The sequence below is a fragment of the Amycolatopsis sp. cmx-11-51 genome, from assembly GCF_047608665.1.
In the GTDB taxonomy this organism is placed as follows: Bacteria; Actinomycetota; Actinomycetes; order Mycobacteriales; family Pseudonocardiaceae; genus Amycolatopsis.
This window is the reverse complement of sequence record NZ_JADNQO010000001.1, coordinates 815415-833287: the sequence shown is the minus strand read 5'-3', so window position 1 is coordinate 833287 and position 17873 is coordinate 815415. Positions and strand designations below refer to the sequence as shown.

Sequence of the window (17873 nt, the reverse complement as noted above, 5' to 3'; positions counted from 1 at the left end):
GCTCAGTAGCCGTATTCCGAACCGCCGGACTGGGCGGGAGCGCCGTCTTCCTTCTTGGGGGCGGCGTTCCCGCTTTGGGCCGCCCTGCCCTTTACCGGCGCGGTGCTCTTGCAGCCGGCGGGCTCGATGACGAACCAGGTACCGCCGACGCCGTGGCCGTTGGCCTCACCGGCGTTCGCGTCCTTGGCGTAGCGGTAGACGGCCCAGCCGCCGACGGTGACCTGCGTGGTGCCGTCCGCGCGTTTCACCGTGCCGAGCAGCTTCTGCTCGATGCCTTCGAGTTGGACGTCGCCCTCGGCGAGTACCGGCGGCCAGGTCTTGGCGCAGTCACCGTTGCAGGTCGGCTGCTTGTTCTTCTTGTCCTTGGTGAACATGTAGAGGGTGAAGCCCTCCTTGTCCACAATGGCCGGTCCGATGCCGTCGACGTCGCTCGCGACCAGCTTCGTCGCACCGTCCTTCTGCTCGGCCGGAGCCTCTTTGGCGGCCTGGCCCGCCTTGCCGCCCTTGGCATTCGCGGCGTACCAGGTGCTGCCGACGCCCTGTCCCTTCGCCTCGCCGGCCTTGGCGTCCTTGGCGTAGCGGTAGAGCGCCCAGCCGCCGACGGTGACCTGCTTGCGGCCGTCGGCGCGGGTCAGCTCGCCGACCAGGGCCTGGTCCACACCTTCGATCTGCACTTCGCCGTCGGCGAGCACCGGCGGCCAGGCCTTCGCGCAGTCACCGTCGCAAGTGGACTTCGGTGGTTTCGCGCTGTCCTTGTCGAAGCGGTACAAGGTGAACCCGTCCTTGTCGACGAGCACCTGACCGAGATCCCCGGCTTCGGCCACGGCGACCTTGGTCTCACCCTTGGCGGCGGGGGCGTTCCCGCCGGCGCCGGCGACCGCGGCAGCCGGAGCGACGGCGGGTGCGGCGGTCTCGGTGCCACCCGAGCAGGCCGACAGCAGCGCCAGGCCCGCTGCCGCAGACGCCGTTGCGCCGACGAAACGCTTGCGAAGCATGGGATTTCTCCTTGTTCGTAGGGGTTCCGCGGCTTGGCGCGGTGAGTTTGTAACCCCTACACGGGCCCCTCACAGGACCGGTTCAAGGAATCTTCGGATTTTCTTCACAGTCGTCCAGCGCGGCGTCGGTGAGTGCCCCGGCCGAGCCGGTGTAGTTCGCCGGATCCAGCAGGTCGGCGAGGGATTCCGCAGGCAGGACTCCGGTTATTTCGGTGAAGTCGCAAAGAACCTCACCGAGGGCCCGGTCCTGCTCCAGAGCGAGCCGGGACGCGTGCCCGAGGATCTCCTTGGCCCGAGCCTTGCCCAGCAGCGGGGCGAGCACGGTCGAGAGTCGCTCGGAGACGATCTGGCCGTGTGTGAGCCCGAGGTTCTCGAGCATGCGGCCGTCGTTGACGACCAGACCGCGGACGAGTTCGGCCGCCGTGTGCGCGGCGCCGCCGGTCAGGCGCAGGCACTCGCGCAGCAACTGCCACTCGGCGTGCCACGCGCCCGCCGAGCGTTCGTCCTCGGAGACCATGGCCTGGGTGACGCCGGTGGCCAGCACCGGGACCTGGAGCGCGGCCGAACGGATCAGCGTCGCCAGCACCGGATTGCGTTTGTGCGGCATCGCCGAGGAACCGCCACGGCCCTCGCCCGCGGGTTCGGTGATCTCGCCGACCTCGGTCCGCGTCAGGAACTGGACATCGACCGCGATCTTGCCGAGCGCGGCGGCGGTGAACGCGAGGGCGGCCGCGAGGTCCGCGGTCGGGGTGCGGAGGGTATGCCAGGGGAGCGTGGTCTCAGCGAGACCGGTCTCCGCGGCGAAGGCCGACTGCAGCCGCTGCGGATAGCCGTCGGGCAACTCGGCGAGGCGCGCGTACTCGGCGTACGCGGCTCGCGTGCCGGCCGCGCCGCCGAGCGAGACCGGGAGGACGACCCGGTTCAGCCTGTCGAGCGCGTCGAGCGTCAGCCGCCGCCAGCCCGCCGCCTTGAGCCCGAACGTGGTCGGGACGGCGTGAGCGGTGAGGGTGCGGCCCGGCATGGTCGTGTCGCGGTGCGCGCGGGCGAGATCCCGCAGCGCGTCCGCGGTCGTCTCAAGGTCGGCCGTGAGAAGGTCGCGTGTCCGCGTGGCGACCAGCATCATCGCGGTGTCGAAGATGTCCTGGCTGGTGGAGCCGCGATGGACGTACTCCGTACCCGCCGCCTCGGTCAGTTCCCTGACCAGTCCCACGACCGGGTTCGCTGTCTCCCGCGCCGCCCTCGCCAACGCGACCACGTCGATTTCGGCCGACGCGGCGGCCTTGGTGATCGCGTCCGCCGCGGCCCGCGGGATCAGCCCGGTGCGGGCCTGCGCCCTGGCGAGCGCGGCCTCCGTATCGAGCAGGGCCCGCACCCAGGCGAGATCACCCGTCGCCGCCTCGGCGGGCGTACCCGCGCGGACCGGGGAAAGGAGGCCGGAATCGGGATCGGCGTTCATCGGCCCAGCATCGCACTTTCGTCGTTCAGCGGCCGGTCCTCCCGTCGATGCGCTCGCGCAGCAGGTCCGCGTGGCCGTCGTGCCGCGCGTACTCGGCGATGTGGTTGGCCAGCAGCCACCGCAGCGAGAACGGCTCACCGTCGCGGCGGCTCTTGCCCACGTCGTCGAGCGAAGCGGCCGCCACGATCTCCCGCGACCGCGCGCACTCCTCGCGCCACGCGGCCCACGCGGCCTCGACGTCGCCACCCGTGTCGTCGAAGTCCTGCTCAGGCCACTCGTCCGAGTAATAGAGCATCGGGACGTCCTCACCCGCGAACTGGATGCGGAACCACCAGCGCTCGACGCCGGTGAGTTGCCTGAGCAGCCCGTGCAGCGACAGGGTCGACGGATCGACCGACCGCAGGGCCATCTGCTCCGGCGTCAAACCCTGGCACTTCAGCTCGAACGTGTGTCGATGCCAGTCGAGTACCGACGTCAGAGTCTCGCGCTCGCTGGCCGTGCGCGGCATCTTCGGCCGGTCACCCGACCAGTCGACCGAGTAGTTCTCCTCGGGGATCGTGTCCATCCCCCGACCCTGGCAGAGACCCCCGACAATTCCGTGGCGCATCAGCGGCAACCCCGCCATCCTGGTGGCCGGCGGCGATCTACTAGACTCGTCGGCACGGGCCGTTAGCTCAATTGGTAGAGCTGCGGACTTTTAATCCGTAGGTTCTGGGTTCGAGCCCCAGGCGGCCCACTCCCTCGACATCCTCGCTGGCCAGCGAGGATGTTCATCTTTCTGTGGCATGTCCACCTCGGCGCTGACCGCGATGGGGCTCTGTTTCGTCTCCGTTCGCTCCGCTGTGCCGAAGTGCGTGCCCAAGCTAGTTGCAGCGGGTCCACGGCGCGCCGATGCTTTTGCCACCGGGTGGGGCAGCGGCGCGCCTGGCTCTGCGACATCCCTGCCGTTTTTGTGACGTTGACGGTCATGACCGACCATGCGCGGCCGGGGGCCGCGAGCACCTCCTCAGCACCGAGATCAGCGTCGGCCTCGTTGAAGCGGCTGCCTGAGCTGACGCGGGCCGCGATGTGGTGGACCGCGAGTGTGATCGCGGTCCTGACCGCGGGTGCGGTGATCGCGTTGTGGTGGCCTGCCACTGCCGGCTCACCGGCGCGGACCTGGTGAAGGCGCGGCCGGACGCGCTGAGCATCGGCGTCGGCAGCGGCGGCGTGGTCGCGCTCTATCTCGCCTGGCGACGCCAGCACTCCACCGAAGCCGACCTCGGCAACGCGAACGCGCCCTCCCTCAACAGTACGAAGTCCTCGCCCACCAACAGGCCGTCGCCGCCGCCACCCAAGCGCACCAAGAACGCGTCGCTGACGACGCCCACGCCGATGCCACCGCCCGCCGGAGCACCCAGCTGTACCAAGTTCAAGGGGTGAACGCCTCACGGGAATTGATCTCTAACATCACCGAGGTCGTGGTCGACGAGATCAAGGCATGGCAATCGCGTCCACTCGACGAGGTTTACCCGATTCTCTATGTCGATGGAATCCGGATCCGGGTCAAGGACAACGGCGTGGTCACCACCAAGGTCGCTTACCTGGCCAACGGGGTCGACGTCGATGGCCGCAAGCACGCCCTCGGCTGCTGGATCTCCGACGCCGAGGCCGCGAAGTTCTGACCGAAGGTCGTCACCGACCTGCGCAACCGTGGCGTGAAAGACATCTTGATCGCCTGCTGCGACGGCTTGACCGGCCTGCCCGACGCGATCAAGACAGTCTTTCCTGACACTGTCGTCCAGACTTGCGTGGTCCACGTGATCCGCAACGCCTCGAATTTCGTATCCTATGGTGACCGCAAGAAGACCGCCTCATCGATGCGTGAGATCTACTGTGCACCCACGTTCGACGGCGCGGAACTCGCGCTCGCTGAACTCGACAAGACTTGAGGAACCCAATATTTTGGAGGCATCGACGTGTGGCGCAACGCCTGGAACGACTTCATTCCTTTCCTCGACTACCCGGCCGAACTCCGCAAAATCGTTTATACAACCAACGCCATCGAATCCATCAACTTCCAACTACGCAAAATCACCAGAAATCGCGGACACTTCCCCGACAAAGACGCGGCCATGAAACTGCTTTACCTCGGACTCCGAAACAAATCCAGCCAACGCGGAGGTACATCAGGAACCGGAACACACGGATGGAAAGTGGCACTCAACACACTCGCCCGAGTCCTCCCGGGAAGACTCCCGTTCCGATCACTTGCAACTGTAAGTAATCACCTCTGACTTACACAAAAGCGTGACAGGCTCGGGTCTCCCGCAGCGGGACAAGATTTCCAGCACACCAGCGAAGCCTGCCGCGTGCCCGACTCCGGCGACTACACAGCCGTCGAGATCGTGGAGTTGCTCTGCGGTGAACCGCACCTACGTTCGCGTTCCGCTGGCGGGCGAGGAATTATGATGACGTATCGCTCCTCTCAGGCGGTGGTGCCGGTGCGGCGGGCGGGGCGGGCACGGTACTGCTCGGCCCGGCAGGGGGGTTGTTGCGCAGCCGGGCAAGACGTTTCGCCGCCCACCAAGGCGAGATCAACGACAGGGTGATCATCAGGCTCCAGAACACCACTCTCAGCAATACCCACCACAACGGGTCGGAGCCCAGCGAAAGCAAGCCCAGCGCGAGAAAAACAGCAAATACTCCTACTGACGGCCACCGGGTCACCCGTACGGTGCGTACTCCGTCCTCGGCGCCGTCGACCGCGATCCGGTACACGACCGGGTCCTGGGGAACCGGACCGAACGACGAAGCACGTATCGCCCGTCGAACCTGGGGAAGCGTCAACTCCTGCCCATGCACGTACTGTAACGTGCGCAGCCGCTCACGCCACGCCACGGCCACCAGTCCGCCTCCCACTATCGCGCCGAGGACGATGGCACCCAAGAGCACCACAACCCACCACGGCACCTCATCGACCATGAAGAACAGCACCATGCCTGCGAGTCCGACGGTCAGCCCGACGACCCCCACCACATACCAAATTTTCGCTCTCTGCCCCATGGCATCATCCTTTCATAGGATGCTTTGTTGCCGACGACGACGACAATCACCGCGTCTTCCTCGACCTCCGCCAAGATGTCCGATGCCGCGCCTCGATGGCCTCCAGCAATCACTGGACTGAGCCCTGTGTGACGAAGGTCGTGACCTGGGCCTTGAAACTCCTACGGGCGAAGGCGCGGTGTGAGATTCCGCCGAAGGCGAGGGCGGGTGAGCAACTCCGGTTACCGGACACTTTGTCTCAGGTGACCGTTGGTCACCAGGGAGAATGACGGCGACGAACCCGGTAGCGGCCCGCACGCGGGCGGCGAATCGCCGGACATGCCGACGAGTTTCGCGCCGACCGATGCTTCACGGGTCAGGCGACATCTATCGCGACCTGAACTTGACCCGTTCGAAGCGAACAACGTGATGCTGGACCGAATCGACAAGGCGCTGGCTGAAGGGAGACCGCCTGTCCGAGGCGCAGACGAACTTCATGCGGCACGAAACAGTTGAAGCGAAACCGATGGATGACGGGATGGGATACGACGAGGCTCACGCGGAGGCGTTGAAGTCTCATCCGCCAGGTAAGAACTATGATCCCGACGTGATCGATCAGTCACCGGAGTTTAATCCGTGGTGGCGGAAGATGAACGGGTTGGGGCCACGATGAGCGTTGTCGACGTCGAGCGACATGGCATCGTCGCGATCAGCGAAGGCGACCATGAAGCGGCGTACCAGGCTACGGAATGGCCGCAGTCGTCCAGACCGGCATCAGCCACATCCCTTTCGATGGCGCCCATCCGACTGCATCTGGAAGCGCTGCGCAGGCTCGGCGGACTCAGCCCGCGTGCCCTCATCGGCGGGCAGTTCGTTCCCGGCCCAGGTGACCGGACACAGATCAGTGTCGGCGTTGCGGGTTTCGGACTATTCGGCGCAGAGGACGAGCCGACCTGTGCAAGCAGGCTGTGGAACCAGCCGTTCACCATCGGTCTGCCCAGCGAATTCGCCCGTTCGGTGGCGAGGACCCTGGGCGAGGGACCTCAGCTTCCCTCAGGAATGCTGACGATCGACCGGGCGGGCTTTGATCCAATGAACTCGTCGGAAATGGTCTTCGCCCAGACCGCGTCCGTTCTCCAGGCCGTGTTGGTGGCTCGTGTCGGTGGCGAAGATGCAGACGAGGCGGCCCGCGCGGTAGTGCGCACCTGGTGATCTCGCTGTGCCGTCGGGCCGGAGCTGGCTCAAAGACCGACAGTCCGTGACTGTCCTCCACGTCACCACGTTTCTACTGCTGGCCATTGGACAGGGAACCCGCAGGTAGAATCCCTGCAAATAGGACCCATCCCAAGATATCGTGATCGAACCCGCGGGCTTTCAATCCGTAGGTTCTGGGTTCGAGCCCCAGGCGGCCCCCCCTCCATCAACATTCCCGCTGATCAGCGGGAATGTTGATCTTTCTGTGGCCTGCCTGCCTCGGCGTTGACCGCGATGGGGCTCTGTTTCGTCTCCGTTCGCTCCGCTGTGCCGAAGTTTCGCGTCCAGCTAGCCGCACCTGGACGGTGGGTTGCTCGACCGGCCGAACCGACGGGCCGGGAGGGGGTTCACCGTGACCTCCGGCGACCTGTGACCCAACCGCTCTGCCTGTTCAGCGGATGTGACAGCGATGAGGACTGCTGCGGGAACTCTCGTTGGCATCCAAAGAGAATTTTCACCACGATCGTGTTACGTGATTATTCGTTCCACCCGGTAGATGGTCATCAATTCGAGCGGATCAGCCGGAAAGGTGTTGACCGTCCTGCCGCGGCGCTACTCGCGGAATTGTTGCTGGTCAGTCCCGGGCGGCCGTTTCGTGAATGTCGGCCAAGGCGCGGTTGAGGTGATTTGTGCGGTGGGGGCGTGACGTAGCCGGAAACCGGTATGGCTATGGTGTTTCCACGGGCGATCGCGGCACTGACGTGTCGATGAGGACCGCATATGGATTCGACGGATAATCGGAGTTGGCCGCAGTGACGGACGTGGGAAACCAGGCGAGTGGCACATCACGTGTCAGTTGTTTCCTGGTTCGTGCGCTCGTCGTGCTGGGCGGCGCGGTGGCGGCCACCGCTATGGCATGGTCCGCCGACAATGTGACTCGAGCGGATGCCTCCGTCCCCGAGAACAGCGCGGGATCGGCTACCTCGGTCGAGATCGATCAGCCGCCATCACCGATGTTGTCGCAGGCGGAAGATCGAGCACGCGTGGTGATACGTCGAGCTCTCCCTGAAACTGTGACCCCGTCCTTGAGTCACGCCGCAGAAAGCGTGCGCGCCTTCGACCCCCGCACAGTTGTGCCGTTGACTTACCTGGGCTCGGTGGTGAAACCCGCCGCGGGCATCGTGACTTCTGTTGCCGCCTCGGCACATCGCGTGACGGCTCTGACGGTCGATGACCCGATGCCGCAGCGGCCTTCGGAAGTCGTGCGTGACCACATCGGCGATGTCATGGCCGTCGGTACCGGGTCCGGCCCGGTTCCAGCCGTTGCCGGCCTGCCTGCTCAAGGTGGGGCAGCGGACGCCTCCGAGTCGGCTGATTCGCCATGCCTGCGTCATTTTGCCGGTGGTGATTCGTCTTCGATGCCGCCGCACGTATATCCGCGTATTTCAGCGCACGACGGTCGGGATTTCGTTCCGCCGTGGTCGCCGCTGTCGGCGTGTGGAGCCTCCACGAGCGCCGCTGTGGTAAACGGTGGCGACCACAGGGTCAGTGCCACTATGCCTGGACGCTCCGCGTCGAGTGCCCGGCCTTCCCCGCGTAACTGCGACTTCGGACGGCAGGCCACCCGCGCCACCGCGATCCGCCCGGGCGTCACACCCGGTTAATCGCATTCCGACCGTGTACGTGGTCGGTCTTCTCCTGCTCGCCTCGGCTTGGCCGATCTTTGCCACCAGGTGAGCGGCTTTCACGGCTTCTCGCCGTTTTTCCTTTCCCGTGGTGGACCTGGTCGCGATGACGTGTCGGCAACCACCACGACGTATTTCCCATTGATGATCAAAGGAGTATTTGTCATGCAGAACTGGGTGAAGTACATCCTGCAGACCTCGTTGGTCGGTAGTGGACTGCTGACGCTGGGCACGGGTATCGCCTCGGCGGCCGAGAACGTCAACCCCGATCTGCCCGCGTCGCCGCTGGACCAGATCGCCGCCCCCGCGGTCAGCGGGCTGACCGACGCCATGCGGCAGGCGCAGCCGCTGCACCAGCTGGCCACGGCGGACCAGGACTCCCTGCGACCCACCGTCCACGCCGCGGCCACCGAGGTTCCGGCCGCCGTGCCGCCCATCAAGACCCCGGCCGGACCGGTCTACCTGATCCCGGCGGACTTGCTGCACTCCCTGCCGGTGCAGCTCAGCAATGTCGCCGACGAGGTGCGGGAGCCGGACCTGCACAGCCCGCTGGGTGCTGAGCTGGGCGCCGCGGAGTTGCCTGCCCTGCCGGTTCTTTCGAAGGTGGAGCCCGCCGAGGGCCCGCTTCCGGTGCGGCTGCCGAGCACACCCGTCCAGAGCGAATTGGCGGTGCTCCCCGTGCCGGTGAACGGAACCGTCGCCACCGACCCGCTCGACGCTGACTCGGGTACCAGGGTGACCGCCTTGACCGTTGCCGCGCCGTCGATGGCGAACGCGCAGGACACCCCCAGCCCGGCCGCGACGTCGGGGATGTACGCCGTACCGGGCCGCACTCAACGCGCCGACAACCCTCTCACCGCGCTTCCGCTGCAAGGGCTCTTGCCGATCGGCCAGTCGATTCTTCCCGCGAACCTGGGTACAGGTGGCCTGCCGTTGTTCGGTGAACTCGTCGCACTGACCCGGAATGTTCCCGCCCTCAACACCGGCCGGAGCGTGACCGACACCGCCAAGTCTTCGCCGGTGGTTGGCGCACCCGGCCTGATCGCTGTGCAACAGGTCACCCGTTCGGCGAACACCATGCTCCGCGGGTAACGCCGGTATTCGATACAGATCGACCAGGCCTGGGTGCAACCGCACCCAGGCCTGTTTCTTCACGCACCTGATCAGCTGTTCGTCGCGCGGTTGTCGAGATAGTGGATGGTGCAGCCGATCAGCCGTTGAGCGGCGTCCGACGCGTGAGCCGAGCACAATGAGCCGGTCGCGCCATCTTCATCGGTGGCGGTCGCCGTGGCGGGTTCCGTGCAGGGTGTGTGGAGCCGGTCGTATTCCCAGGTATTGGCGCAACCGCTGGTGGTGCACCAGGCTCGGTCGTCGGCCGAACGCAAGGTGACGCCGTGGGCAGGGCAGACGCCCCAAGGGACGTCGCACAGATTAGGGTCGCGAGACACCCGGACGCGGGTCAGGTACTCGGCGGTCCGGGTGATCTCGTCGGTGCAGTCGATCAGGTCGTCGGTGGCTTTGTGCATGGGCTGAGCCAAACGTTGCAAGTGATCGTCAGCCGCGGTCGTCAGGCGGGTGGCCAGTTCCGCGGTTCGTTCGGCGAGAGCGTCGGCCTCGGCAGCCAACGCCCGCAAGTCGGCCGGCATGGGTTCTGGCTTCGTCGGCTCAGGCATCGTGGGTCCTTGCTTGCGTGAAGGCGGGAGGAGAATCTTGGCTGGTCCGCGAAGAGGAGACCATCCGTGAGCGAAGGAACCGGCCGATCGGCTCTCATCCGCGTTGGTGGACGCTGCCACCGCGACCACGAGGTTTGAATTTTCCTACGAAGTCAGCGGGCTTCGATGACGGTTTTGAATTCCGCCGCGGCCCGCTCGACCTTCTTCTGCGGGTCGGCCAGTAGCGAAGCGACAGCTTCGCCCAGCTTGCCGGCCGGGGGCTCGTACTCGAGGGCGATCTCGACGCCGGTGCGGCCGTCACCCTTGTCGTCGAACCGTACGACGCCCGAGTTCTTGACGTCCGGGTCGGCGTCGTCGACGGTGGCCCACGCGATTTTTCGCGGTGGTGCGTCTTCGACGATGCGAGCTTCCCATTCCACGGTGGTTCCCAGCGGGCCGTCGACCTTCCACCTGGTCCGTGACGCGTCGTCGTCCACGGCCTCCACGGATTTGACGTCGGAGAACACCTGGGGCAGCCGAGTCAGGGGCCGCCACCAGTCGTAACACGCCTGAGCGGGTGCGTTGACCTCCACATAGTGCGCAACAGCAGCCACCACGACCTCCTTGAAGGGTAATCCGGCTCCGTCACGGCCGGTATTCAAGACTTACCCGGTCGCCGCGACCGGAAACCCCGTGTCACCCCGCCGGTCGAGACTGCCGATGACCGGTCGCCGTCTGTGTCCGGCCGAGACACGGCCCCTGACTTGGTCAGGAATGCCACTCCTCCCGCCAGTCCGGATGGGTTCGGTACACGGACGCGACCAGCTTCACCGATGCGTCGTCGTGGCCATCGCGGATCTCACGGCGCAAGAATTCGACCTTCTCGGCGAACGGCACCGGGTGTCGGTCCTCCATCGCCCCCACCGGTCCACCGACGAGGAGGAGCCCGTCACCATCGTCGGCGTACATGATCCGAAGCAAGCCTCGTCGCTCGGCTTCGTCCAGCTGAGGCAGCTCGCGCGCATGGAATCGCTTCTCGTCCTCCGAGAGCCGGGCGAGCACGAACGCGTCCAGCTTCGCGGTCGGCTGGTCATCGAGGTTCGTCATGAGAAGTGACTACCCGCCTACCGGACAAAGCACACACCGCTCAGGAGATGACGCGGAGGTCGCTCGGCCATGCCCCGGTCGTTGCGGCTGGACGGCTTGGCGCGCCGCGAGGTCGGTTCGCAGCAACCTCCTTCGGTGCCGTACTCGAGGTGGGCGGATCGACTCCGACCCTTCGATGCGCGTAGCGACCGCCGAGGGAGTGCGCCGCCTTCAGTCGTGGTGCGCGCGGAGACCGTCGACGAGGATCGACAGCAACCGAGGCCCTCGCTCGTCGAGTTCGGCGTCGTCCAGCCGTGATAACCAGCTGATGAGCACGATGACGTCCCTCGCTTCGGCGTCGGTGCGGACACTGCCGTCCGAGCGGCCGGCGGCCAGCAGCAGTTCCACCGCGTCGCCGATCGGGCCGAAGCTGTGGGCGGCGAGGTCACGCCACGTCGCCGCTTCGACGGCGGCGAACACGTCGCGTTTGACCCTGGCGTACGCGGCCACCCGATCGAACCACGCCGCCAGCGCGTCCAGCGGCTTGTACGTCGCCAGCAGCCGTGGAGCCGCGGCGACCAGGTCTTCCACGTCACGGCGGTAAACCTCGGCGAGGAGGTCCTCACGCGTCGGGAAGTGCCGGTACAGCGTGCCCTGCCCGATGCCGCAGGCCTTCGCGACCGCGTTGAGCTTCAGCTCGCCCGGCCCGCGCACCAGATCACGCGCCGCTCGAAGGATCCGTTCGCGGTTGCGCTGGGCGTCCGCACGGCGGGAGACGCCGTTCTCAACGGAAGCGGACATGTGTCCGCTATGGTGGTCAGGATAACCGGACATATGTCCACTCTAGTCGGAGGATGTTCATGACCTTGCACGGCAGGGTGGTCGCCATCACCGGCGCCAGCGGCGGGATCGGTGAAACGACGGCGCGCCACCTCGCCTCGCTCGGCGCGCCCGTCGTCCTCTGCGCCCGCCGCGCCGACCGGCTGGACCGGCTCGCCGCCGAGATCGAAGCCGACGGTGGCCAGGCGGCCGCCATCGGCGTGGACGTCACCGATCTCCCCCGGCTACGTCCGCACCGAACTCATCGACAACGCAGTTGACGATCCGAACCTCCGGGAGCGGGTCAAGGGAACCATGGCCGATCTCGGGATCGATCCCGCGGCGGTGGCCGGAGCGATCGCCTTCGCGATCGACCAACCCGACGACGTCGAGGTCGGGAGCCGACCCTCCGGACGACTCGCCAGGGGTAAAAATTTTTGGGCACCGGCACCGCGCTGACCTGCGGAAAGTTCTTCTTCGCGACTCGGATCTCAGAGTTTTTTGGGACACGGCGTGTGCTCTCCGGCGGCACCTGTCAGAATGGTTACTGAGATCGGAGCATCGAATGGGCTCAGACTCGCTATGAAGAGCAGGTAAAAGTATGGCTCAGGGCAGCGTTAAGTGGTTCAACGGCGAAAAGGGCTTCGGCTTTATCGCGCAGGACGACGGCGGACCGGACGTGTTCGTGCACTACTCGGAAATTCAGGGGAGCGGCTTCAAGTCCCTGGATGAAGGGCAGCGCGTGGAGTTCGAGATCGGCCAAGGCCAGAAGGGCCCCCAGGCCCAGCGCGTCGTCGCCATCTGACGTTTTTTCATACCGAAGGCCCCTGCCCGAACCGGGTGGGGGTCTTCGGTCGTTCAAGGGGTGCTCAGTGATCTAGCCGACGTGTGACGGCTGTCATGGCCCGGCCGACGGCCCGAAGGTCTTCCGGCCCGATCACGTCCACGAAATGCTCCCGGACGGTGCGTAGGTTGTCCGGCGCCGCGCGCCGCAAAGTCTCGTGTCCCGCTTCGGTGAGCAGTGCGCTTACCCCTCGTCCGTCCTCGGCGGCCGACTCCCGCCGGACCAGGCCACGGGTCTCCAGCCCGTTGACGCGGTGGGACAGCCGGCTGCGCGAGTAGTACGCCGACTTGGCGAGGTCGGCCATCCGCATCGAGTGCCCGTCCGCTTCGGAGAGCCTCACCAGCAGTTCGAATTCCGCGAGCGACAGTCCGTGCCGCTCCCGCAGCCTCCGGTCGAGCAGGTCGACGAACCGGACCGATCCTTCGATGAACGCCCGCCAGTCGCGCTGCTGATCCGCTTCGAGCCAGTTGGTCACGCCGCCAAGGTAGCAGTTGACGCTTTCAACTACTTCAGTCTAGTTTTGGTTGAAGACTTCAACTAGATGGGGAGAGCTATGACGAACGACGCTTGGGTGGTTCGGGCAGGAGACGCGGAGACCATCGAGAAGCCCGCGTTGTGGTTGCTGGCCGACAGCGGTCACACGGGCGGGCTACTCGGCGCGAACCGGCTGTACCTGCGGGCCGGAGAGCCGGGCACGAAGCCGCACTATCACGAGAAGTCCGCGGAGGCGTTCTACGTGCTCGACGGAGCGCTGCGCATGATGGTGGGCACCGAGTCGCTCACCCTCGAAAGAGGCGGTTACGCCGTGGTCCCGCCCGGCGTGCGGCACGCGTTCGCCGCACCCCCGGACACCGCCGCCGACGTCCTCATCACGCTGGCTCCGGCCGTCGAGCGCTTCGACTACTTCCGCGCACTGCCCGACATCTTGAGCGGGGAGCTGTCGAAGGACGAGATCGACCGGATCCACGAACGGTACGACGTCCATTTCGTGGCGGCGCCGGACTGGGACGAGCTACTCGACAGCGAGTGACAAGAACCCGTTCAGGCCTTCTTCTTTGGCTCACAAGGCGAGCAAGAGCCGGTTGACGCCGCCGAAGCGTGCCGCCACTGTTGGCTTCGCTCGCGGATCCGCGAGCGAATCCGAACTCGGTGGGTGGGGTTCAGCATGCACGGATTCTCCCGGTCCTCTCGGCGGCGTGCGCTGCTTTCCGGAGTGGTGACAGCGGCTTTGCTGACTTTCGGGGCAGTTCCCGCCGAGGCCGCACCTGGTTTCTACGAACCTCCGTCACCGCTTCCGCAGGGTGGCAACGGTGACGTGATCAAGACGCTGCCTTCGAGCTTCAGCGGTGCGAAGTCGACCAGGATCATGTACCTGAGCCGGGACGCCGCCAACCGCGCGATACCGATCACCGGCACGGTTCTGGTGCCGGAGAAGGCATGGAGCGGGCCGGGTCAGCGTCCGGTCGTGGCGTACGCGCCGTTCACGGCGGGCATGGGCGACCAATGCGCGCCGTCGAAGTCCATGGCCGGCGAAGGTGGCGACTTCGTGTCCGGGTTCCAGAACTCCTTCGTGGGTGCTTTGCTCGACAAGGGTTTCGCGGTCGCCCAGACCGACTACGAAGGTCTCGGGACACCGGGGGAGCACACCTACGTGGTGCGGGAATCGGAAGCGCACGCGGTACTCGACGTGCTGAGGGCGGCGCAACGCCTGCCCGGCACCGGGCTTTCGCCCGCTTCGCCCGTCGGCATCGCGGGTTATTCGGAAGGCGGCGGCGCCTCCGCGTCGGCGGCCGAGCTGGCACCCGCTTACGCTCCCGAACTTGATTTGAAAGGCGCCTACGTCGGCGCGGCGCCCGCTGACAAGGCGGCGCTCGCGAAGAGCCTGGACGGCGGAATGTACGTCGGTTTCCTCGGGTATTCGCTGGTCGGCCTCAACGCGGCCTATCCGGACGCCAAGATCCTGGATCTCGCCAACGACGCCGGTAGGCAGCTTTTCGAAGAAGGGCGGAAGACCTGCACGCTGGACGCCGTCTTGAAATACATGTACCGCAACACCGCACAGCTGACGAAGGACGGCCGTCCCGTTTCGGCCTACCTGGAGCAGGAGCCCTTCCGCGGCATCGTCGCGGCGAACCGGATCGGCACCCTCAGGCCCGCCGTGCCGGTGCTGGTCGCGCACACGCCCAACGACGACGTCATCCCGTCGAGCATCGGCAAACAGCTCGGCAAGGACTGGTGCGCCAAGGGCGCGAACGTGCGCTATCAGGACATCCTGTCGTTGAGCCCGATCTTTTCCCACATCCTGGGGATTTCCAGTGCCCAGGGCGACGCGGCGAACTGGTTGAGCGAACGCTTCGCCGGAAAGCCCGCGACGGGGAACTGCGGCCGGTTCTAGGCTGCTGCGTCAGAGACTGTGTGGCCAGGCTCATTCACGGGCCCGACGATGGGCTGTGGAGCTCCCGTCCCGGCTACCGATATCGTTCTGGGATGCTTGTGATCGTTCGTGAGCGCCCGTGCGGCCGGACGCGGTGAGCCGCTCCACCTCGGAGCCCGAGCAGGTCGGACGGAAGGTGCGGCTGCGCGAGGTCGGCCTCCGGGACCGCCGGGTCCTGATGGGCTTCGACCGCGACATGGCCCGCGAGGCGACGCCGCTGATCGGCGGCGGGCACCGGCACTGGGCCTCGCACCGTTCGGGTTCCGCGGGCGACGACATCCACTTCGGCATCGAGACGGTCCGAGGCCGCATGCTGGTCGGTTCGGTCTGCACCATCGGCGCCGACCAGGTGACCGGCCTGTTCGGCTACGGAATCGGGATCGCCCCACGCCACCAGCGCTGCGGCTACGCCACGGACGCCATCAGCGTCCTCCTGACGCATATGTTCGAACAACGCGGCTTCCGTAAATGCGAGGTCAGCGTGTACGGCGGCAATCTGGCGTCGCTTTCGCTGCACGGCAGCCTCGGCTTCCGCGAGGAGGGCAGGCTGCGCGACACCGAGGTGGTGCGAGGCGAGATCAAGTACCTGGTGCGGATGGGCATCACCGCCGACGAGTTCGCCGCGCGCCGCCCGGACGACCTCGGCGATCTCGGCAGGCGCGGTCAGCACCGGCGGCCTCGCCGCGGCAAGCATTGGCGCGCTCCCGCCACGGTCAGCGGCTGATCATCCCGGACTCGTAGGCGAAGACGACGGCCTGGACCCGGTCGCGGAGCCCGAGCTTCGAGAGGATGCGGCCGACGTGGGTCTTCACCGTCCCCGGCGACAGGAACAGCACTCCGGCGATCTCGGCGTTGGAGAGGCCGCGGGCCAGCTGCTGCAGCACCTCGTGTTCGCGGCCGGTGAGCAGAGCGAGCCTGTCGTCCGGCGACGGCACGGGCAGGCCGGTGACGACGCGGTCGAGCAGCCGCCGGGTGACGGTGGGCGCGAGAGTGGCCTCGCCGGAGGCCACGACGCGAACGCCGGAGAGCAGGTCCGGCGCGAGCGCGTCCTTGAGCAGGAACCCGCTGGCCCCCGCCCGGAGCGCGGCGTAGACGTATTCGTCCAGGTCGAAGGTGGTCAGCACCAGGACACGGGCGCGGTGGTCGGCGGCGATCGCGGCGGTGGCCTCGACGCCGTCCATCCCGGGCATCCGGATGTCCATGAGCACGACGTCGGGATCGAGTTCCGCCACCAGCTCGACGGCCTCCGCACCGTCACCCGCCTCGCCCACGACGTCGATGTCCTCCGCGTTGTCCAGTATCATCCGCAGGCCGGTGCGCACGAGCGCCTGATCGTCGGCGATGACCACCCGGATCGTCATGACGGCAGGGTCGCGCGGACGGCGAAGCCGCGTTCGGGGCGCGGTCCCGCTTCGAAAGTGCCGCCCAGGACGTTCACCCGTTCCCGCATCCCTTCGAGGCCGTGCCCGGTTCCGGACGGGGCTTCGGTCGCGATGCCATCGTCGGTCACCTCGATCTCCAGCTCGTCGGGCTCGTACCGCAGCACGATAGTCACCGACGCGCCCGGGCCGGCGTGTTTCACCACGTTCGTCAGCGCCTCCTGCACGATCCGGTAGGCCGCCAAGTCCACTGTGGACGAAAGTGGCCGGGGTTCCCCTTCGACCGCGAACTCGACGGGCGTGCCCGCGGAACGGACGTCGGCGGCCAGCCGTGGCAGGCGTTCCGCGCCCGGCTGGGGTTCCCGATCCGGCGTGTCCTGGCCGAGCGCGCCGAGCAGCCACCGGATCTCGCTCAACGCGGTCCGCCCGGTGCCGACGATGGCGTCCAGCGCCTCCCGCGCTCGCTCGGGTCGCCGGTCCAGTTCCGCCTGGGCGCCTTGAGCCTGCAGCACCACCACCGAAAGCGCGTGTGCGACGACGTCGTGCAGTTCGCGGCTGATCCGCCCGCGTTCGGCGGCGACGGCCAGCGCGGCCTGGGTGTCCCGCTCGCGTTCGAGATCGGCGGCCCGCTGTTCCAGCGCCGACAGCCGGATCCGCCGCTGCCGCGTGTTCAGCCCGGCCAGCCACGCCACCGCGAGCGACAACCCGACGCCGGGGAAGCCGCCCCAGTCCTGGACCTGGTCGTCGTCGCGTTCGGTCGGCGGTGCCAGCGGGTCGATAACGATGATCCGCGGCGGCATCGGGACCGGCGTCCGCGTGTTCGCTTCGGAGGCATAGAACGACCACGCGGCGGTGACGAGCAGTCCCGCCGCCAGCAGCGCGAAGGAAAGCCGTCGCGACCCCCAGGCCGCGACGGAGAACAGGCCGAGCAACGCCACGACGTCGACCGGGTGGAGATCGTTGCCCATGGTCAGATGCAGGAGGGAGACCGTGGTCCCGGCCGCGAACGTGATCACGGGATTGCGATGCCGAACCAGCAAGGAAGCCAAGGACACCAAGGAGGCCAGCCACCACTCGAAGCCCTCCGGGTCGTCGGCGGTGACCACAGTGGACAGTCCGATGAGTACGGTCAGGCCGGTGTCCACGGCCTTCGGGCGATTTCTGAAGAGGGCCAGCACCGACCGAGCGTAACCCCGGATCGGGCGACGCGGATCCCCCTCGGGACAGACCTCGGGATACGACCTGCGACAGACGCGCGAAGACGACGCCGGGGCACAGGCTGGGTGGCGGAAGATCCTCGACAGA

General features: G+C 66.8%; 20 protein-coding genes, 1 tRNA gene and 1 pseudogene. 11 read left to right on the top strand and 11 right to left on the bottom strand.

Annotation, left to right across the window (positions count from 1 at the left end):
• Positions 1-2 precede the first annotated feature (2 nt).
• From ACM6LU_RS04190 to ACM6LU_RS04180, 3 genes are all read right to left on the bottom strand, one after another.
• A complete protein-coding gene (locus ACM6LU_RS04190; protein WP_414936213.1) occupies positions 3-995 on the bottom strand; it encodes an SCO0930 family lipoprotein in 993 nt (330 codons plus the stop codon).
• A gap of 82 nt (positions 996-1077) precedes the next feature.
• The gene (gene pcaB, locus ACM6LU_RS04185) at positions 1078-2451 is read right to left on the bottom strand and encodes a 3-carboxy-cis,cis-muconate cycloisomerase (RefSeq protein ID WP_414936212.1); all 1374 of its coding nucleotides are present in this window, start codon (positions 2449-2451) and stop codon (positions 1078-1080) included.
• 25 nt (positions 2452-2476) lie between these two features.
• Positions 2477-3016 carry a DinB family protein gene (locus ACM6LU_RS04180; protein ID WP_414936211.1) on the bottom strand — a complete coding sequence of 180 codons (540 nt, stop codon included), beginning with the start codon at positions 3014-3016 and terminating at the stop codon, positions 2477-2479.
• A gap of 98 nt (positions 3017-3114) precedes the next feature.
• On the opposite strand from ACM6LU_RS04180, the gene ACM6LU_RS04175 reads away from it, so the two are divergent.
• From ACM6LU_RS04175 to ACM6LU_RS04160, 4 genes and pseudogenes are all read left to right on the top strand, one after another.
• Positions 3115-3187: transfer RNA gene (locus ACM6LU_RS04175), tRNA-Lys, on the top strand.
• 231 nt (positions 3188-3418) lie between these two features.
• A complete protein-coding gene (locus ACM6LU_RS04170) occupies positions 3419-3616 on the top strand; it encodes a hypothetical protein (RefSeq protein WP_414936210.1) in 198 nt (65 codons plus the stop codon).
• Entirely contained in the window at positions 3577-3873 is a 297-nt protein-coding gene (locus ACM6LU_RS04165; RefSeq protein ID WP_414936209.1) for a hypothetical protein, read from the top strand. Before ACM6LU_RS04170 ends, ACM6LU_RS04165 begins: the two co-directional genes overlap by 40 nt.
• Positions 3852-4727, top strand: a pseudogene (locus ACM6LU_RS04160) (IS256 family transposase); the annotation flags it as partial. The gene ACM6LU_RS04165 and the pseudogene ACM6LU_RS04160, both read left to right, overlap by 22 nt.
• Positions 4728-4896: 169 nt before the next feature.
• On the opposite strand, the gene ACM6LU_RS04155 reads toward ACM6LU_RS04160, so the two are convergent.
• The gene (locus tag ACM6LU_RS04155) at positions 4897-5496 is read right to left on the bottom strand and encodes a hypothetical protein (RefSeq protein ID WP_414936208.1); all 600 of its coding nucleotides are present in this window, start codon (positions 5494-5496) and stop codon (positions 4897-4899) included.
• Positions 5497-6144: 648 nt separating this feature from the next.
• Between ACM6LU_RS04155 and ACM6LU_RS04150 the strand changes: the two genes are divergently transcribed.
• Complete coding sequence (locus ACM6LU_RS04150) at positions 6145-6687, top strand: hypothetical protein (protein ID WP_414936207.1); 543 nt, start codon at positions 6145-6147, stop codon at positions 6685-6687.
• Positions 6688-8519: 1832 nt separating this feature from the next.
• The gene (locus ACM6LU_RS04145) at positions 8520-9446 is read left to right on the top strand and encodes a hypothetical protein (protein ID WP_414936206.1); all 927 of its coding nucleotides are present in this window, start codon (positions 8520-8522) and stop codon (positions 9444-9446) included.
• Positions 9447-9517: 71 nt separating this feature from the next.
• On the opposite strand, the gene ACM6LU_RS04140 is transcribed toward ACM6LU_RS04145, so the two are convergent.
• The 4 genes from ACM6LU_RS04140 to ACM6LU_RS04125 form a co-directional block, all read right to left on the bottom strand.
• Complete coding sequence (locus ACM6LU_RS04140; RefSeq protein WP_414936205.1) at positions 9518-10027, bottom strand: hypothetical protein; 510 nt, start codon at positions 10025-10027, stop codon at positions 9518-9520.
• A gap of 152 nt (positions 10028-10179) precedes the next feature.
• The gene (locus ACM6LU_RS04135; protein ID WP_414936204.1) at positions 10180-10620 is read right to left on the bottom strand and encodes an SRPBCC family protein; all 441 of its coding nucleotides are present in this window, start codon (positions 10618-10620) and stop codon (positions 10180-10182) included.
• A gap of 154 nt (positions 10621-10774) precedes the next feature.
• Positions 10775-11113 (bottom strand): hypothetical protein, encoded by a 339-nt coding sequence (locus ACM6LU_RS04130; protein ID WP_414936203.1) that lies wholly within the window; start codon positions 11111-11113, stop codon positions 10775-10777.
• 210 nt (positions 11114-11323) lie between these two features.
• A complete protein-coding gene (locus tag ACM6LU_RS04125; protein WP_414936202.1) occupies positions 11324-11893 on the bottom strand; it encodes a TetR/AcrR family transcriptional regulator in 570 nt (189 codons plus the stop codon).
• A gap of 59 nt (positions 11894-11952) precedes the next feature.
• On the opposite strand from ACM6LU_RS04125, the gene ACM6LU_RS04120 reads away from it, so the two are divergent.
• Positions 11953-12192 carry an SDR family oxidoreductase gene (locus ACM6LU_RS04120; RefSeq protein ID WP_414936201.1) on the top strand — a complete coding sequence of 80 codons (240 nt, stop codon included), beginning with the start codon at positions 11953-11955 and terminating at the stop codon, positions 12190-12192.
• A gap of 320 nt (positions 12193-12512) precedes the next feature.
• Positions 12513-12716 (top strand): cold-shock protein, encoded by a 204-nt coding sequence (locus ACM6LU_RS04115; RefSeq protein ID WP_005149851.1) that lies wholly within the window; start codon positions 12513-12515, stop codon positions 12714-12716.
• A gap of 64 nt (positions 12717-12780) precedes the next feature.
• On the opposite strand, the gene ACM6LU_RS04110 is transcribed toward ACM6LU_RS04115, so the two are convergent.
• On the bottom strand, positions 12781-13230 hold the full coding sequence (locus ACM6LU_RS04110) for a MarR family winged helix-turn-helix transcriptional regulator (RefSeq protein ID WP_414936200.1): 450 nt from the start codon (positions 13228-13230) through the stop codon (positions 12781-12783).
• A gap of 78 nt (positions 13231-13308) precedes the next feature.
• Here ACM6LU_RS04110 and ACM6LU_RS04105 point away from each other — a divergent pair, with 78 nt between their 5' ends.
• From ACM6LU_RS04105 to ACM6LU_RS04095, 3 genes are all read left to right on the top strand, one after another.
• The gene (locus tag ACM6LU_RS04105) at positions 13309-13785 is read left to right on the top strand and encodes a cupin domain-containing protein (protein WP_414936199.1); all 477 of its coding nucleotides are present in this window, start codon (positions 13309-13311) and stop codon (positions 13783-13785) included.
• Positions 13786-13920: 135 nt separating this feature from the next.
• A complete protein-coding gene (locus tag ACM6LU_RS04100; RefSeq protein ID WP_414936197.1) occupies positions 13921-15150 on the top strand; it encodes a lipase family protein in 1230 nt (409 codons plus the stop codon).
• Between the two features lie 118 nt (positions 15151-15268).
• Complete coding sequence (locus tag ACM6LU_RS04095; RefSeq protein WP_414936196.1) at positions 15269-15913, top strand: GNAT family N-acetyltransferase; 645 nt, start codon at positions 15269-15271, stop codon at positions 15911-15913.
• Here the strand turns inward: ACM6LU_RS04095 and ACM6LU_RS04090 are convergent.
• Positions 15903-16550, bottom strand: coding sequence for a response regulator (locus tag ACM6LU_RS04090; protein WP_414936195.1), 648 nt, complete (start codon positions 16548-16550; stop codon positions 15903-15905). The two genes, ACM6LU_RS04095 and ACM6LU_RS04090, sit on opposite strands and share 11 nt — an antisense overlap.
• A complete protein-coding gene (locus tag ACM6LU_RS04085) occupies positions 16547-17746 on the bottom strand; it encodes a sensor histidine kinase (RefSeq protein WP_414936194.1) in 1200 nt (399 codons plus the stop codon). Before ACM6LU_RS04085 ends, ACM6LU_RS04090 begins: the two co-directional genes overlap by 4 nt.
• Positions 17747-17873: the final 127 nt, after the last annotated feature.

Coding starts and splice junctions, on each gene's coding strand:
- ACM6LU_RS04180 (WP_414936211.1), bottom strand. CDS start 3,016: ATGGACACGATCCCCGAGGAGAACTACTCGGTCGACTGGTCGGGTGAC.
- ACM6LU_RS04090 (WP_414936195.1), bottom strand. CDS start 16,550: ATGACGATCCGGGTGGTCATCGCCGACGATCAGGCGCTCGTGCGCACC.
- ACM6LU_RS04115 (WP_005149851.1), top strand. CDS start 12,513: ATGGCTCAGGGCAGCGTTAAGTGGTTCAACGGCGAAAAGGGCTTCGGC.
- ACM6LU_RS04155 (WP_414936208.1), bottom strand. CDS start 5,496: ATGGGGCAGAGAGCGAAAATTTGGTATGTGGTGGGGGTCGTCGGGCTG.
- ACM6LU_RS04125 (WP_414936202.1), bottom strand. CDS start 11,893: ATGTCCGCTTCCGTTGAGAACGGCGTCTCCCGCCGTGCGGACGCCCAG.
- ACM6LU_RS04105 (WP_414936199.1), top strand. CDS start 13,309: ATGACGAACGACGCTTGGGTGGTTCGGGCAGGAGACGCGGAGACCATC.
- ACM6LU_RS04145 (WP_414936206.1), top strand. CDS start 8,520: ATGCAGAACTGGGTGAAGTACATCCTGCAGACCTCGTTGGTCGGTAGT.
- ACM6LU_RS04100 (WP_414936197.1), top strand. CDS start 13,921: ATGCACGGATTCTCCCGGTCCTCTCGGCGGCGTGCGCTGCTTTCCGGA.
- ACM6LU_RS04150 (WP_414936207.1), top strand. CDS start 6,145: ATGAGCGTTGTCGACGTCGAGCGACATGGCATCGTCGCGATCAGCGAA.
- ACM6LU_RS04190 (WP_414936213.1), bottom strand. CDS start 995: ATGCTTCGCAAGCGTTTCGTCGGCGCAACGGCGTCTGCGGCAGCGGGC.
- pcaB (WP_414936212.1), bottom strand. CDS start 2,451: ATGAACGCCGATCCCGATTCCGGCCTCCTTTCCCCGGTCCGCGCGGGT.
- ACM6LU_RS04120 (WP_414936201.1), top strand. CDS start 11,953: ATGACCTTGCACGGCAGGGTGGTCGCCATCACCGGCGCCAGCGGCGGG.
- ACM6LU_RS04130 (WP_414936203.1), bottom strand. CDS start 11,113: ATGACGAACCTCGATGACCAGCCGACCGCGAAGCTGGACGCGTTCGTG.
- ACM6LU_RS04140 (WP_414936205.1), bottom strand. CDS start 10,027: ATGCCTGAGCCGACGAAGCCAGAACCCATGCCGGCCGACTTGCGGGCG.
- ACM6LU_RS04170 (WP_414936210.1), top strand. CDS start 3,419: ATGACCGACCATGCGCGGCCGGGGGCCGCGAGCACCTCCTCAGCACCG.